The organism is Kitasatospora sp. NPDC018058, assembly GCF_044327205.1.
Taxonomy (GTDB): Bacteria; Actinomycetota; Actinomycetes; order Streptomycetales; family Streptomycetaceae; genus Kitasatospora.
Genome location: NZ_JBIRFA010000080.1, coordinates 1 through 15,638, shown reverse-complemented (window position 1 = coordinate 15,638; position 15,638 = coordinate 1). Strand labels below are relative to the sequence as shown.

General features: G+C 69.4%; 13 protein-coding genes. 8 read left to right on the top strand and 5 right to left on the bottom strand.

The annotated features are described in order from the left end of the window. Positions 1-783: 783 nt before the first annotated feature. Complete coding sequence (locus tag ACH4E7_RS43600) at positions 784-1,278, bottom strand: integrase core domain-containing protein (RefSeq protein WP_396254774.1); 495 nt, start codon at positions 1,276-1,278, stop codon at positions 784-786. 744 nt (positions 1,279-2,022) lie between these two features. After that, positions 2,023-2,661 (bottom strand): TetR/AcrR family transcriptional regulator, encoded by a 639-nt coding sequence (locus ACH4E7_RS43595; RefSeq protein ID WP_396254773.1) that lies wholly within the window; start codon positions 2,659-2,661, stop codon positions 2,023-2,025. A 136-nt stretch (positions 2,662-2,797) separates the two neighbouring features. Here ACH4E7_RS43595 and ACH4E7_RS43590 point away from each other — a divergent pair, with 136 nt between their 5' ends. From ACH4E7_RS43590 to ACH4E7_RS43580, 3 genes are all read left to right on the top strand, one after another. Further along, positions 2,798-3,550 (top strand): SDR family oxidoreductase, encoded by a 753-nt coding sequence (locus ACH4E7_RS43590; RefSeq protein WP_396254772.1) that lies wholly within the window; start codon positions 2,798-2,800, stop codon positions 3,548-3,550. A 55-nt stretch (positions 3,551-3,605) separates the two neighbouring features. Further along, entirely contained in the window at positions 3,606-4,502 is an 897-nt protein-coding gene (locus ACH4E7_RS43585) for an SDR family oxidoreductase (protein WP_396254771.1), read from the top strand. Positions 4,503-5,058: 556 nt separating this feature from the next. Then, positions 5,059-5,907, top strand: coding sequence for a molybdopterin-dependent oxidoreductase (locus ACH4E7_RS43580; protein ID WP_396254770.1), 849 nt, complete (start codon positions 5,059-5,061; stop codon positions 5,905-5,907). Between the two features lie 1,256 nt (positions 5,908-7,163). Here the strand turns inward: ACH4E7_RS43580 and ACH4E7_RS43575 are convergent. After that, positions 7,164-7,376, bottom strand: coding sequence for a hypothetical protein (locus ACH4E7_RS43575; RefSeq protein ID WP_396254769.1), 213 nt, complete (start codon positions 7,374-7,376; stop codon positions 7,164-7,166). A gap of 495 nt (positions 7,377-7,871) precedes the next feature. Here ACH4E7_RS43575 and ACH4E7_RS43570 point away from each other — a divergent pair, with 495 nt between their 5' ends. Then, complete coding sequence (locus tag ACH4E7_RS43570; protein ID WP_396254768.1) at positions 7,872-8,117, top strand: hypothetical protein; 246 nt, start codon at positions 7,872-7,874, stop codon at positions 8,115-8,117. A 308-nt stretch (positions 8,118-8,425) separates the two neighbouring features. Here the strand turns inward: ACH4E7_RS43570 and mgtA are convergent, their stop codons facing one another. After that, the gene (mgtA, locus tag ACH4E7_RS43565; protein WP_396254767.1) at positions 8,426-11,080 is read right to left on the bottom strand and encodes a magnesium-translocating P-type ATPase; all 2,655 of its coding nucleotides are present in this window, start codon (positions 11,078-11,080) and stop codon (positions 8,426-8,428) included. Between the two features lie 1,328 nt (positions 11,081-12,408). Between mgtA and ACH4E7_RS43560 the strand changes: the two genes are divergently transcribed. Together ACH4E7_RS43560 and ACH4E7_RS43555 are read left to right on the top strand one after the other, a co-directional pair. Next, complete coding sequence (locus ACH4E7_RS43560) at positions 12,409-12,690, top strand: type II toxin-antitoxin system Phd/YefM family antitoxin (protein ID WP_396254766.1); 282 nt, start codon at positions 12,409-12,411, stop codon at positions 12,688-12,690. A gap of 3 nt (positions 12,691-12,693) precedes the next feature. Continuing rightward, entirely contained in the window at positions 12,694-12,972 is a 279-nt protein-coding gene (locus tag ACH4E7_RS43555) for a type II toxin-antitoxin system RelE/ParE family toxin (RefSeq protein ID WP_396254765.1), read from the top strand. Between the two features lie 92 nt (positions 12,973-13,064). Here ACH4E7_RS43555 and ACH4E7_RS43550 read toward each other — a convergent pair whose 3' ends face one another. Further along, positions 13,065-13,649: a hypothetical protein gene (locus ACH4E7_RS43550; RefSeq protein WP_396254764.1), complete on the bottom strand. Its 585-nt coding sequence runs from the start codon at positions 13,647-13,649 to the stop codon at positions 13,065-13,067. Positions 13,650-13,838: 189 nt separating this feature from the next. Between ACH4E7_RS43550 and ACH4E7_RS43545 the strand changes: the two genes are divergently transcribed. Both ACH4E7_RS43545 and ACH4E7_RS43540 read left to right on the top strand, forming a co-directional pair. Then, on the top strand, positions 13,839-15,044 hold the full coding sequence (locus ACH4E7_RS43545) for a PP2C family protein-serine/threonine phosphatase (RefSeq protein WP_396254763.1): 1,206 nt from the start codon (positions 13,839-13,841) through the stop codon (positions 15,042-15,044). 157 nt (positions 15,045-15,201) lie between these two features. Continuing rightward, the coding region (locus ACH4E7_RS43540; RefSeq protein ID WP_396254762.1) for a DUF5994 family protein at positions 15,202-15,638 on the top strand (437 nt) is incomplete at its 3' end.

Genomic DNA, 15,638 nt, shown 5'->3' with positions numbered 1-15,638 from the left:
CCCCGGCCCCCTACGCCCACGCCTACAACGCGGACGGCAAGGAGATCTACAACCAGAAGACACAGCCCACAGTCAAGGGCGCCCGTCAGTAGGCGTGATCGAGTTCATCCGTGGGCGCGGATGGGTGGGGGCGGTTTCGATGCCCTCGGCGGTGAAGACGGGGTCGAACGCCCGGCTTCGGTCAGCAGTTCCGTGAGCAGTTGTCCGTAGGCAGTGCCCAGATCGGGTCCACCGGATGGTCCGGCGTCGCCGCGCAGTTGTGCGGTGAGCGTCCAGTACTGGGGCGGCCGAGGCGCAGTAGCCTGCAGGGGACGACGGCCACCGGTCCTCCAGACCATGCTGCGGGGAGGTGTGCAGCAGGTGATCGCGGGCGGAGCGAGTCCTGCAATGAGGTTGTGAGGCAAGTCACCGTCGAAGCCCCGGTTGTCTACTGCCTCTCACGCGCCTCTCACGGACTGGGTGTCATGAGGTGTCATCGGGCGTCATGTGTGGTCGACGAGGTAGGCCCTGACCTGCGGGTTCTGGACTGAACGGACGGGCCGTCACGACCTTTCGACCCTGGGGGTCAAGGGGTCGCAGGTTCAAATCCTGTCGTCCCGACAGTAATGTCGCAGGTCAGAGGCCGTTTTCTCGTTCGCGAGAAAGCGGCCCTCGGCATGCTCCGGGGCCTGCCTCTCACATTCGTCTCACGGTTTTGCGGTTCGACGGCGGGGCTGGAGGCCGCTCGGCGTCGCGAGTTGATGACCATGTGCACCTGTTCTGCCTATATATCCGTTCTTTAGATCACTGGCACGGGTTCGGTGGTTGCTCGCCGTGATCGCAGATCTCGGCTGGGGGTTCGCACTTGACGCTTTCGCCACCGATCAAGTGCGCGTCGACAGGTCCAGCGGCTGCCCAAGCGCCGGATGAGTCGGTCGATGGTGAGGCAGCCGCAGGTGCCTTTGTCGAAGGCGCGGCGCGACGAGGGCGAGTATTTCCCCGGAGCCTGTGGGGATCGGAAAGTCGTCGCTGCGGGTCAAGCCGCATAGCGGCACGCGTTGATGACACCGCCGAGGATGTGGGTGCGCAGAAGTCTGCGGCCTTCGAGCTCGTGTCGGTGATGGGCTGCTGGTCGGCTGTGGGCGGTAGTTGGTTGCGGGCCCGGTGTGGTCGGTGTTCGTTGTGGTGCTGTTGGTGGACGGCCAGGACGTGCCGGGCGTGGGTCTCGGTCATGATGAGGACGTGGTCGAGGGCCTCGCGGCGGATGCTGCCGATGCCCCGCTCGCAGTGGGCGTTCATCCGAGGATCCTGCGGCGCGCTCTTGAGGATGTTCATTTCCTCGGTCTCGAAGGCGGCGTCGAAGGATTGGCCGTACTCGCCGTCGCGGTCGCGCAGACAGCGAGGGCGATCACGGCGGCAAGCCCAGCGGCCAGCCCACCACCCACTGCAGCGGAAACGAACTGTAGGCGAGGGCCCCGAGCAGCCCCACCGCCGCAGCCACTGTCACCCAGGGCCCGCCCCGGGCACACGGGGATCTCACCATCAGCAACGGCGCGCCCATGATCGCGGCTCCCGTCCAGCACACCCGCCGAGGCGCGTCGCCCGCCGGGAAGCAGCCGTACAGCAGGGCCGGTAGCGTCCTCACCTGCCCCTAAGACGCCGGACTGAGAAGCGTTTCACGGCTGGGGAGCGCCCCTCGTCTTCATCGTGCACATCCTGACATCATCGGCCCGACTCCGCAGGCATTGCCGGATCAGGCAACGGAGGGTCGCCGTCCGGGGTCCGCCGACCCTCCGGCCCCAGCCCGACCCAGTACAACCCCGGACGACGCAGTTGCCATCCGACACCGCTCCGGCCGAGCTCCTTCGCTCGTCCCGCAGGCCGATTCCCACGCTACTCACGACCGTCCCGTCCAGCAGGGGGCGACCGGACCCTGGTCCGATCCGCAGGACCCAAAGCGTGTGCCACATCCGGCGGTGATCAGCGCCAAGCCGTGCGCCTGCGTGCGTCCAGTCGGCGACTGGTTATCCGCGGGGTCGCCGCCTACGGGCGCAGGCCGCGCATCAGGTTGGTGACGAGCCCGGCCGTGAACTCTTCGGTGACGGGCTCGTCGGGGATCAGCAGCCGGTGGTAGCAGGCGCCCCAGAGCTGGTCGACGACGATGCGCGGGTCCACGTCGGACCGTAGCTGGCCGCGTCGCTGGGCGCGCTCGAGGACCTCGACGGCCAGGCGGCGGCGCGGTCCTGAGTAGTGCTCGCGGAAGGCGGCCGCCAGGTCCGGGTCGGTCTGCGCCTGGCCGACCAGTTCGGCGACGATCCGGCCGGCCGGGGTTTCCACGGTGAGGTGGACGAAGGCGCGCAGCTGGTTGAGCAGGTCCGCCTCGATGTCGCCGGTGTCGGGGAAGGCGAGGGTGTTCTGGACCGCGGTGAAGTAGCCGTCGAGGGCGAGGGCTCCCTTCGAGGGCCACCACTTGTAGATCGACATCTTGCTGACGCCCGCGGTCGCGGCCACCCGTTCGATCGTGAAGCTCGCCATGCCCTCGTCGAGCAGCAGCGTGCCGGCGGCGGCGAGGATGTCGCGGCGCACTTCGTCGGCCGGGCGTCGGCCCCGGCCGCGCCGTACGGGCGCGATCGCCTCCGGTGCGGAGCTGCCGCTCGAACTCGGTGTCGATGCCCTGGTCACCGCTGTCTCCTCGGGCCGGTTGGATGTGACCTCCCCAGCTTATATGGACGCGGCGTCTACATGTGGCTAATATGGACGCATCGTCCATTAGGGCGGCCGGGCCGGACCGCATCCGGCAGCCAGAAGGAGTCCTGTCATGACCGCCTCCACCACCAGCACCGCCACGCCGCGCGTCGCCGTCGTCACCGGCGGATCCGGCGGCATCGGCCGGGTCGCCGCCGAGCGCCTCGCCGCCGACGGCCTGACCGTCGTCGTCTCCTACGCGGGCAACCCGCAGTCCGCCGAGGAGACGGTCGGGGCGATCGAGAAGGCGGGTGGCATCGCCGTGGCCGTCAAGGCGGACGTCGCCGACGAGGCCGAGGTCGCCGCGCTCTTCGACGCGGCCGAGGAGCGCTTCGGGGGCGTCGACGTCGTGGTGCACGCGGCCGGGATCATGCTGCTCGCCCCGCTGGCCGAGCTCGACCTCGCCGGCTTCGACCGGATGCACCGCATCAACGTGCGCGGCACCTTCGTCGTTGGGCAGCAGGCGGCCCGGCGGGTCCGCCGCGGGGGCGCGATCGTCAACTTCTCCAGCTCGGTCACGAAGATCGCACTGCCGAACTACGCCGCCTACGCCGCGACCAAGGGCGCCGTCGACGCCATGACGCTGATCCTCGCCAAGGAGCTTCGGGGCCGCGACGTCACCGTCAACGCCGTCGCCCCCGGCCCGACCGCGACCCCGCTGTTCCTGGAGGGCAAGCCGGACGCCGTCGTCGAGCAGTTGACGCACATGTCGCCGCTGGAGCGCCTGGGTACCCCGGATGACATCGCCGAGGTCGTCTCCTTCCTGGCCGGTCCGGCCCGCTGGGTCAACGGACAGGTCCTCTACGCCAACGGCGGCGTCATCTGACGGCCGGTCGACCACCCCTCGCTCCCCGACAGCCACCGAAAGGAATGTGACCATCATGTCCAAGGTCGTTCTCGTCACCGGCGCCTCCAGCGGCTTCGGCGCCAAGACCGTGCGCGCCCTCGCCGACGCGGGCCACCGCGTCTACGCCGGCATCCGCCAGACCACCGACCGCAACCGTCCCGCCGTCGCCGAGACCGCCCGCTACGCCCACGGCCACGGCGTCGACCTGCGCGGCATCGAACTCGACGTCAGCGACCAGGCGTCCGTGGACGCGGCCGTCGCCGCGATCGTCGCCGAGTCCGGCCGGATCGACGTGGTCGTGCACAACGCCGGCCACATGGTCCTCGGCCCCCTGGAAGCCTTCACCCCGGAACAGCTGCACGAGGTCTTCGACGTCAATGCGGCCTCCACCCAGCGCGTCAACCGCGCCGTCCTGCCCCACCTGCGCCGGCAGGGCGACGGCCTGCTCGTCTGGGTCGGCTCGACCAGCACCCACGGCGGCACCCCGCCCTACCTCGGCCCCTACTTCGCCGCGAAGGCCGCCATGGACTCCCTCGCCGTCACCTACGCCGCCGAGGTCGCCCGCTTCGGCATCGACACCACCATCGTCGTCCCCGGCGCCTTCACCTCCGGCACCAACCACTTCGCCCACTCCGGCCGCCCCGCCGACACCACCGCCGCCCAGACCTACGAGACCCGCTACGCCGGCCTGTCGGAGCAGGTCGGCGCCCGCCTCGCCGAGATCACCCCGCCGGACGCGGACCCCGCCGAGGTCGCCGCCGCGATCGTGCACGTCGTCGACACCCCCAAGGGGCAGCGGCCCTTCCGCGTCCACATCGACCCGGTGGACGACGGCGCCGAGACCGTCAACCGCGTCGGCGACCTCGTGCGCACCGCCTTCTACCAGCGCATCGGCCTCGACGACCTGCTCCGCCCACGTGTGGACGTCTGAGCGGGCAGCTGCGCGCCAGCACTGAGCAGTTCCAGCGACTGCTGCTGCCCACTCTGCCCGACCTGGAGCCTGCGACCGTCTACCGGTCCGCCGCCGTGCCTTCCGCCACGAGGACGACGACCGGGGTGATCCTGGTCACCAGCCCGGCCTCGACGTGCCCGACGCCACCTGGCCACCAGCGGCTCCTACGGCGTCTCCTCGGCATCCCCTCCACGACGGAAGAGCAGGTGGAAATGATCGATGGCTGACAACACCGACCGCCCGGAGCCCGCCGACCTGCCGTCTCCGCCGCAGACGACCGTCTCGCCCGAGGCTGTGCGGCGCTACAGAGCACAACTGACGACAGGCGAGGACGCCATTGACCCCAGTACCTGGGCCGGCTCCGTGCCGCAAGCTCACGGTATCGCGCCTCGGGTGCGTGTCGGCCGCGGCAGGTGGTTCAACCTGCTGTGGCTCCAGCCCATCGGGCTCGCCGTCCTGATCACCGCGGTTGCGGCCGCACAGGGCCTGCGTCACATCCCTTCGGTGCAGCGGTTCATCCACCTTCCTCGTGCTGATGTGGTTCGCGCTCTTCACCGTCATCCACGTGACCCTGGTGTTCACCACCGGGCTGCTACGCAACCTCAACCACCTGTACGCCGCACGGGGCGGTGACAGCTGGATCGGCTTCGGGGTCTTCACGGCCTCCATGGTGGTCGTCGTCGTGGGCTGGGTCGCGGCCACCCCGTTCACATTGCAGCACCCACGCGTCGTGCAGCGGCTCGGCCACGCGCTGATCGGCCCGGCGCAGCGCCTGTTCGAGCATGTGGACGCCACGCCCGGCGAGTACACCGAGAAGGACGTCTCCCCCTACTTCTGGCACAACGGGCAATACCCGGACTCGGCGGAGTACCGGGCACTGTTCGACGGCGACTTCGCCGACTACCGGCTGCAGATCGGCGGCCTGGTCGACAACCCGGTCGCACTGGATCTGCGGCAACTGCGCGCGATGCCCCACCACGAGCAGATCACCCAGCACTTCTGCATCCAAGGATGGTCCGGCATCGCCAAATGGGGTGGCGTCTCGATGCGCACCATCACGGACCTGGTCAGACCCCAACCCGGGGCGAAGTGGGTCGTCTTCTACTCCCTCGGCGACGGCCCGGACAAGGGCCGGTACTACGACGCTCACCCCATCGAGCAGATGAACCACCACCTCACGATGCTCGCCTACGACATGAACGGTGAACCGCTGTCGTACGGGCACGGCGCTCCACTGCGGCTGCGCAACGAGGTGCAGTTGGGCTTCAAGCAGGTCAAGTGGATCAGCGGGATCGAATTCGTCGCAGACTTCACCGAGATCGGGGGCGGTCACGGCGGATACAACGAGGACCATGAATTCTTCGGCTACCGACAATCCATTTAGAACCGTCGCACGGGCCGCATGGCACCAGCCGCACCGCCCGGTCCGGTCGGCGCGGTGACCGCCAAGTCGCCAGCCAGGCGCCGAGTGGGTGATCAGGTACATGTTGGCTGGCAGCGGCCTACTTCCACGGGGTGTAGGTCGATCCGGGCGGAGTCGTCGATGGCAGCAGCAGGTCAGCCGCAGGGCGGCGGGTGAGTCCGTTCACCTGGCGCCCCGTCCCGAGGAGGAGATGTTGCGGCTGCGTTCACAGCCTTGCGAGGCTGACTTGACGCCGCCGCGGCTCTCGGCAAGCGCAGGACACGGTGGGCACGAGGAGTGAGCGCGATGCGGATGATGCGCAGGGTCCGCCCGGACACGCACGTTTTCGGAGAGGCACTGAACGGGGCCGTTGGGAGCGGCAAGCTGCCGAAGGTCCCCGATTCGTTGCTGGACCGGCTCGAGCCGGAGGCCGTCTACTTCACCCCGCTGGCGCCCTTACGAGGCGGCACGGTGGGAGATTGGCAGGCACCTGCCACCACCGTCGCCCGTCGAGCCACCTCGGCGCGATTGTCATACGGTCGAGACGAGGCATGAATCCGACGGAGGCTGCCATGGCGAGATACAGATGGCGAGTGCGCGTGCTCTCGGCAGAGGGCAACGAAACGGTCACGCAGCCAGCTCTGCCGTACACGGACCATTTCGACGGGTCCGCTCAGGAGTACGCCGACTTCCTGGTCGGCAGGGCTCTGAAGCAAGGCCAGGACGATGCGGGGCCGACGCGTGCCGTGCGTGTCGTTGCCGATGTCTGGGAGCCGGACGGCCAGGGGAGGCCCGAGGGGCACGCTGGGTGGCCGCAGTAGCGGGCCGTTCTCCGCGGCGAAGGTGAGCGTGCCCGGCGCCGAGCAGGTCTACCGGCTACCCGGTCGCGCGGACATTGCCGCGCTGCGGGACGAGCCCGCGCCACGGGGAGGGCAGCCGCTGCTGGAGACGGTGATGACAGGCGGCCGCCGTACCGGATCGCCACGCACCAGCAGCGGAGTGAGCCGCACGCTGATCAGGGGGGCGAGCGCCAGCGTGATCGGCCCCTGGACGGTGGCGACACTGGCCCGCAGAGGGTCTTGCCGATCACCAGCACGCCGCGGTCGAAGCTGCGGGGCGTGCCGATCAGCCCGGTCTGCTGACCGGTGCGGCGGTCAGTCGCCCGACGCCCCGCCCGTCCGGCGCCCGCCCCACCTGTCACCGCGACATACCCACGCGAAAACAGACCTGACCGAGCCCTACTGGGAAGCGGGCTCGCCCCAGTCGATGCGTTCCACAGCATGCGGCGGGAACGACACCCGAGATCCGTCCTTCTGAGTGACGTGCACCCATCCGTGCTCGTCGATACGAATGATGCCCCCGACCGACTCGCCGAGCGCAACGCCGGGGCTGACGTATCCCGCCCCATGGGCCAGATGCACTGTTCCGGGGTTCGCCTCAAGGCCTGCCATGACCTGATTGTCCAAGATTGAGCCCGGGTCCACCATCGGAGCCCTGCCATGCCCGCCCACGGGGCCTGGTGTCCACCTCCGTGCCCTGGTCGGCCCGGGGTCAACCATCCGTTGCGTCCGCCCTTGCCGAGGGTCGGCTTTTCCAGGGGGGCGAGGAACCGTCCCGGTGGCCCGATGAAACGGATGTGCCGCTGTGCGCGGTCGGACGCGTCGGGTTGCTCGGTGCCGCCGCTGTCCTACACGTGGAACGTGGAGCGCGAGGACGGGCTGCTGGAGCGAGGTGGCGTAGGCCAGCGCTCGCATGCCGGCCTGGTTCAGTGCGGCGATCGGCACGATCGACAGGGGGTGGATCTCCTCGGGAGTCTCCTCGCTCTCCGCTTCGGCCGTGGTCCCGAACGGCGCTCCGGGCGCGGTGCCCAGCGTCTGTGCGGTGCCTCGTGTTGTGCCGGCCCCTGATCTCGGAGGTGTGATGGTACGGCTGGGGACTTCGACGGCATGGGGATGCAGGGCGATCGCCGCGCCGACCGTGTCGTAGTGGTGCCGGATTCGTGTCGTCACCAGGCGATCGTGCCCGCGAACAGCGCGACGAGCAGGCCGACCATCCAGGTCAGTGTCGTGCGGGCGTTGCGCCACTCGGTCGGCTGGAAGGCCGGATGTCTCCTGTGGCTGTGGGGTGCGGCGCAAGAAATCTCGGGTGGCTATTTTGGTCGAACGTCGCGCGGGGGAATTTTCAAATACTGACTCATGTGTACGGCGGGCTGCTTTAATTCTCGAAATTCGGAGTATCCTGGAAGGTGCCGGTAGGAGTTGCCGGCAGGGCGATCGCGAGGAGGCGAATATGCAGATCACTGAGGCAGGATCCCTGGCTCTGCGGCTCGTGATCAAAAAAATGTCCGCCTTTTCGGCGGGAAGATCATAGGGTGAATGGGGTCAGGGGGCGTGGATTCAGATCCTGCTGCCCTGGTCGGCGCCACGTTTACGCAGGCCGGAAGGCCGTTCCCCGCAGCGATGCGGGGAACGGCCTTTTTTTCTGGGGTGGGGGCCGTGTGTCATGGTTCGGCGGAGGACGGGTTGTGCCGGCGTCTGGCGGTGGTGAAGTAGGCGGCGCGGCGGCGCAGGTGGCGGCGACTGCTGTAACGGGGCGCACCCGGTACGGCGGGCGCGACGCCGTAGAAGATCCGCTTGCCGACCTCTACCAGGGCGAGGTAGCCGACGACCATGCCGACGAGTGCGGCGAAGAACGCGCCCGGCAGGGGATGGAAGCCGAGTGTGGCGGCCACGGGCGTGGCGGGGATGAGCGTGCCGACGGTGACGACACCGAGGGCCGCGAGGGTGAGCGGCAGGCTGGGATGGCTGCGGAAGAACGGGATGCGGCGGGTGCGGATCGCGAAGATGACCAGGGTCTGGGTGGCCAGGGACTCGACGAACCAGCCGGAGCGGAACTGCTCGGGTCCGGAGTGGAAGACCCCGAGCATTACCCCGAAGGTGAGGAAGTCGAAGACCGAGCTGAACGGACCGAAGTAGAGCATGAAGCGGCGGATGAAGCCGATGTCCCAGTGCGAGGGGCGGCGGAGCTGCTCCTCATCGACGTTGTCGGTGGGGATGGCCAGCTGGCTGGTGTCGTACAGCAGGTTGTTGAGCAGGATCTGGGACGGAAGCATCGGCAGGAAGGGCAGGAACAGCGAGGCGCCGGCGGCGGAGGCCATGTTGCCGAAGTTGCTGGAGGTGCCCATCAGCACGTATTTGATGGTGTTGGCGAAGATCCTCCGCCCTTCGGCGACGCCGTCGGCGAGTACGTTGAGGTCCTTTTCCAGCAGGATGACGTCGGCGGCGTCCTTGGCGACGTCGGTGGCCGAGTCGACCGAGATTCCCACGTCGGCCGCGTGCAGGGCGAGTGCGTCGTTGACGCCGTCGCCGAGGAAGGCGACCCCGCGGCCGCCGTGCCGTTGGGCGTGCACGATGCGGGCCTTGTCCTCCGGGGTGACCCGGGCGAAGACGGTGGTGTGTGCGATGGCTGCGGCGAGTTGGGGTTCGTCGAGTGCGTCGAGGTCGGTGCCGGTCAGCGCGCCGCCCTCGGCCAGCCCCAGGTCGCGGCAGATCTTGGCGGCGACGGCGGGGTTGTCGCCGGTGACGACCTTCACCGCGATGCCGAGGTCGGCCAGCCGGCGCAGGGCTTCGGCGGCGTCGTGTTTGGGCGGGTCCAGGAACACGAGCAGTCCCAGGAGGCGCAGGTCGTGTTCGTCCGCGGGCTGCGGCGGGCCGCTGCCGTCGGCGGGGCGGGTGGCCACGGCGACGACCCGGTTGCCGGCGGTGAACTCGGCCGCCAGGGCGTCGTGGGCTGCGGCCGGCACGTCCGAGCAGCGGTCGAGGACGCTCTCCGGTGCCCCCTTGGTCACCAGGGTCACCCGGCCGGCCGTGTCGCGAACGAGGACGGTGACCATGCGGCGCTCGTGGTCGAAAGGGAGTACCCCCAGCCGGGTGTAGCCCGCCGGTGCGGTCCGCTCGCCGACGGCGGCCGGGGACTGCCACAGCGCTTGGTCGAGGGGGTTCCCGCCGATGGGCTGCCCGTCCGGTGTGGTGTTCTCGGTGCACAGCAGCCCCCAGCGCAGCACCGTGCCAGGGGTGTTGTCGCCGGCCGGCACAGCGCGCATGTAGTGGATGCGGCCCTGCGTGAGGGTGCCGGTCTTGTCGGTGAACAGAACGTCGACGTCGCCGAGGTCCTCGATGCACACCAGCCGTTTGACCAGCACCTTGCGGCGGCCCATCCGCCGGGATCCGGCGGCGAGGCTGGTGGAGACGACGGCAGGCAGCAGCTGCGGGGTGATGCCGACCGCGATCGCCAGTGAGAACAGCAGTGCGTCGATGATCGGTTTGTGCAGGACCACGTTGATCACGAAGATCGACGTGGTCAGCGCGCCCGCGACGTACACCAGAAGCATGGAGAAGCGGCGCAGCCCGACCTGGAACTCGGTGTCGAGCAGGTGCGTGCTCAGTCCGGCGGTGATCCTGCCGAACTCGGTGCGGGCGCCGGTGGCCACCACGATCCCGCTTCCGCTGCCGGCTCTTACCACAGTGCCCATCAGTGCGCACCCGGACAGCTCCGCCAGGGGCGTTCCCGCAGGCACGGGGGCGGTGTGCTTGTCGACGGGCAGCGATTCGCCGGTCAGGGCCGACTCGTCGCACTCCAGGCCCGCGACGTCGAACAGTCGTATGTCGGCCGGGACGATGTCCCCCAGGCGCAGCTCGACCACGTCGCCGGGGACCAGCTCGGTGACGTCCACCGAGCCGGGGCGCCCGTCGCGGATGACCACCGTCCGGTGGCGGATCCGGGAGTGCAGGGCCTCGGCTGCCTTCTCCGCCCGGTACTCGTTGACGAAGCCGAGCCCGACCGACACGCCCACGATCAGACCGATGATGACGGCGTCACTGCGTTCGCCGACCAGGTAGGAGGCGACGGCGGCGATCAGCAGCAGAGCGAGCAGCGGGGAGCGCAGCTGGTGCCAGAGCACGGGAAGGAACCGAGCCCGGTGCGAGGCGACCGCATTCGGGCCGAACTGCGCCTGTCGCTGTGCGACCTCCCCGCCGGGCAGGCCCCGGTCGGCGGCCACGCCGAACTCCTGCAGCACGTCCGCGACGGGCAGCGCGGCCGCGGACACTGCCCCGGCCACGGAGCTGGTCGAATGCGCGGGCGCGGAGACCGTCATCGGCTTTCCCGGCCGGATCCTGGGGGCCGCTCGAACCGGTTGCCCCAGCCGCCCTCAGGTCCGACGGCCGAACGGGACGCAGGCCGGGACTCGGACGTGGCGTACGGGGTGCCGCTCATCGATCACCTTCACCGCCTTGAGTCACGTCCTTGAGCCACGTCGTCCGGCGGGAGCGCAGTCCGGCAGCCCCGGACGCACTCCGTGTCACCAGACTGCCACCGATCGATCACGAAGGAAACGCGGGGGATTGCCACGGCCCTGCCTCGCGCGCCGGAAGCGCCACGCGCACGGTATCGACGCCGCCGCTGCGACGGGCTGAGCAATGCCCGGATCGAACCCGTGATGAGCGGATACGTCGTGGTCGGCCCACACGTGTCATGTCGGCTGTCGGCTGTTGCGGACCGGCCGGGTCCAGCCTGCCGATGGTCGGGTCGTCCTCGCAAGGCCTCCGGTGACTGGGGGGGACGAGGAGTTCGGCCCAGACGGCCTTGCCGCCGTCGTTCGGGAGGGCGCCCCAACCAAAGGGAGAGACGGTTGACGATGAACAGACCGTGGCTGCCGACCCGGGCCGGCCAGTGTGTGCCGGGGTCGGGCAGCGCGGTGCTAGAACGGGGGTCGGTGACGGTGATGCGCAGGTGCGGGCCGTTCTGGTCCAGATCCAGTGGGGCCCGCCGTGTAACTGGCGGCGTTGGTGAGCAGTTCCGAGGCGATGAGCTGGGCGTCGTCGCCGAGGACGGACGGGGCGAGGTGCCAACCGGACAGGGTTCGACGGGTGAACGCCCGCCCCTCGCTGACGGGGGACGCTCCGCTTCCGGCGGTGAAATCCAGATGGCGGTGGTGGTGGACTGCTGCTGGGTCGAGGTGGCTCTCCACGGCGGTTCGCCTGCTTCCCGTTGCAGTTCCTCGAACCGAGCGGCTACCCGTCCGGGCGGGGACCATGCGCGTGGCAGCGGTCGGGTTCTTCCGGGGCTTCGGTGCCGCTGGGGTGGTCCGGAGCAGCCGCTCACTTCGTGCCGACGAACTGAGACCGGAACTGAGACCACGGTACGAAGAAGGCCCCGACCGGAGAACCGGTCGGGGCCTTCAACTGCCCTGCTGGGCAAAGGCGGAGGATACGAGATTCGAACTCGTGAGGGGTTTCCCCAAGACGCTTTCCAACTGTTCGCCCCAGCGTTCGGGGATGGTCACAGGGGTCCTGAGCTGCTGGTGGTGGACGGCGGTGAATGCAACCAGAACTGCAACCACCCGGGCGCGGTGTCTTCCGTCTTTCGCCCGGGGGAGTGCAGTAGTCGAAGCCGGCATGGATGTACATCTGCTACATTTGTTGCATGAGCGAGCCGGTGATCGAATCCATGGCCGAGGTCCGCAGTCACCTTGCGGACGTTCTCGATCGCGCGCGTCGGGACGAGACCCCGACGATCATCACGCGGCGCGGCAAGCAGGAAGCCGTAGTGATCGACATTCGCGAGTATCAGCATCTGCGCCAGTTGGCGGAACAGGCCGAAGAGGCATGGCTCAATCGGTTGGCCGACGAGGCGGAGGCCGAAGGCTCCGAGGGATCGGTATCGCTCGAGGAGATGGCCGCCATGCTCCGCGCCCACCGCGCCTGACCCATGGGCTACGTCACGCGGTTCACGCCGCATGCCCAGCGGGACATGCTCAGGATTCCCCGGCCCGACGCTCTGCGGATCCTCTACCGCCTCACCGAACTGCAGAAGGCCCTGGACGAGGGTGACACCACTGCCTTCGATGTCAAAGCCCTCCAAGGGCAAAGCTCGAGGTGGCGTCTCAGGGTCGGGGACTATCGCGTTGTGTACGCGATCGAGGACGGTCAACTGATCGTCTGGGTCATGACCGTCGGCAACCGCCGCGACGTGTATCGCAATCTGTAAACGCTGCCGCATGGTTCATCCGTGAGGGCTCGGACGGATCAGTCTGAGCCCGGCGGAGATGCCGTGCTTGCCGCGCCGGAGGCGTCATTCGCTCAATCCGCAGTCAAGGGCGCACGGTTGAGGAGATGGTGCATCACGGCTTCGGGGATCGCGAGGTTCGCTGCAGCGGAGGCGGCCGTGCCGGCGTCGTGCAGGAGCGCGGACAGGACGCGCGTGGGTAGGCGTCGGTCGGCCGCTGCGGCTTCTCTGGCGAACCACTGAGGGTCGTCGAGCAGGCGGATGACGGACGCGGTGGAGAGGCGCTCGTCCCGTAGCGCGCGCCGGCGGACGCCCCAGTCGGTGTCCCGGCTGAGCCGTTCCACCAGCTCCGCCGTCGACGCCGGATCGTCGAGGGCGAGCTGCCGCAGGGAGGGGTGGGTGTGGTCCGCGTAGTGGACGGTGTTCTGTCGGGGGAAGTTGGGGTGCTCCACCATGCGCGCGGCCGAGTAGCCGTTCCAGCGCTGCCACATCTCCAGTAGTAGTTCGGCAGGGGCCTGGGCGCAGTTCTCGGCAAGGAAGAGCCGTACGACGAAGTCCTCGTCCTGAGCGAGCAGCTCGACCACGTCCGCCGGCAGGTTCTTCGCGCATGCGACGCTACGGCGCACCAGCAGGTGGGGGGAGGCGGCATAGCGGCGCATGGCGTCCGCGTCGTCCTGCAGATCAAGGACCCAACTGCGACCGGGTGAGGGGAAACGTGACCCGGGGGCGCGATGCACTGCCGTCGGGCGTAATGGAAGGACCCGCCCCGGCGAATCGTGCCGGGTTGTCGGGATTGATCAAGTCGGGGCCGAGTGCCCGCGACGGGAGTATGACGGCGGTGAGCAAGGATGAGCGGTGAGCGGCCGTCCGGAGCAGCGGGACCGGACCGGTCGGAGGGGCACGGCGAACGCCAGCTGGGCGCGCTGCTCGATCAGTCCCGCGAGCTGCCGCCCCAGCTGATCGCTCCGCTGATCGCCGACGCGGTGCGCGGGTTCGGCGGCCGCGCCCCGGAGCTCCTGCTGCAGGACTACGGCCAGGTGGTGCTGGCGCCGCTTCCGGGGCGGGGGTTGGCCGACGGGGAGCCGGTGCCGATCGACGGCTCCCTCGCGGGTGCGGCCTTCCTGCGCGGTGTCCCCGTCGAGGAACCGCAGGCCGACGGGGTGCGGGTGTACCTGCCGTTGCTGGACGGCGGCGACGAGATGGGGGTACTGGCCCTCACGCTGGATGCCATCGATGACGAGGACCGGCTGCTGCTGCGGCGCCTCGCCGCCCTGGTCGCCGATCTGCTGATCACCAAGAGCGGCTACACCGACCGGATCTTCCAGGCCCGGCGCCTCGAACCGATGAGCGTGGCTGCGGAGATCCAGTGGTCGCTGCTGCCGCCGCTGTCGATGGCCGTTCCTCGGGTCTCCGTGGCCGGCATCCTCGAACCCGCTTACCAGGTGGCCGGCGACAGCTTCGACTACGCGCTCAACGACGACCTCCTGCACGTGGCCACGATCGACGCGATGGGCCACGGGCTGGACGCCGCGACCATGGCGACCGTCGCCATCGGCGCGTACCGGCACGCCCGGCGCGCCGACATCGGACTGGCCGAGATCTACGCGTTCATGGACCGGGCCGTCGCCGAGCAGTTCGGGCCCGACCACTTCGTCACCGCGCAGATGATGCGCCTGGACACCGGAACCGGCTACCTGCAGTGGGTCAACGCCGGCCATCCTCAGCCGCTGCTGATCCGCGACCACGTCGTCGTCGAGCGGCTGGAGAGCGCCACCACCCTGCCGGTCGGGTTCGGCGGCGAACAGCCGGTGATCAGCGAGCGGGTGCTGCGGCACGGTGACCGGGTCCTGTGCTTCACCGACGGCCTGGTCGAGGAGCGCGAGGCCGGCGGGGAGCAGTTCGGGGAGGAACAGCTCATCGACTGGGTCAACCGCGTCGAGCGCTCGCAGGCCGGGGTACGGGCCGTGGTGCGCGCGCTCTCCCACGTCCTGAAGGAGAAGCGGGGCGGTCGTACGAGCGACGACGCGACCCTGTTCCTGATCGAGTGGCGCTGAGACACCCCGCACCCCCGCCGCGGCTCTCCTGAGCGGCCGGATCGGCCCGGTGCGGGCGGAGTACCGTGGGGATATCGGGGCGGCCCGAGCCGCCGCGCCCTGAGGGTCGGCCCTCGCTCAGCGGGCTCGGCCCGCGCCCGCGGATGGGTGGCGAGCCATGTCGGACGAAACCAGTGCTTCGCACTACGGGCTTCTGCCGGACCGGTTCCGGCAGGCCGCGAAGCCGGGGACGGTCCTGTTGCGGCTGGAAACCACACAGTCGCGCGAGGGCGTGCTCGACGGAGCGTGGTGGCCACATTCACGGGACATCAGCGCCGAACTTCCCGGCCTGGTCCGCGCGTTGACCGAACACCTCGGCCCCATCGCGAGCGTCGGCCTGGACATGGAAGCCTGGGACGACGTCCCGGCCCGCCTGGTCGTCGACGGCCGGTCGGTGCACATCGACCGGTACCCGGTCGGCGACGACACCGTGATCATCACGCGGGGCGACCGCGATCATTTCAGTCTGCTCGTCGTCCCCCCGCAGGCGAGCCGGGAGGCGGCCCTGGCTGCGATGGCCCGCGCGGTCGAGGCCGGCGGAACCGACTCGGCACG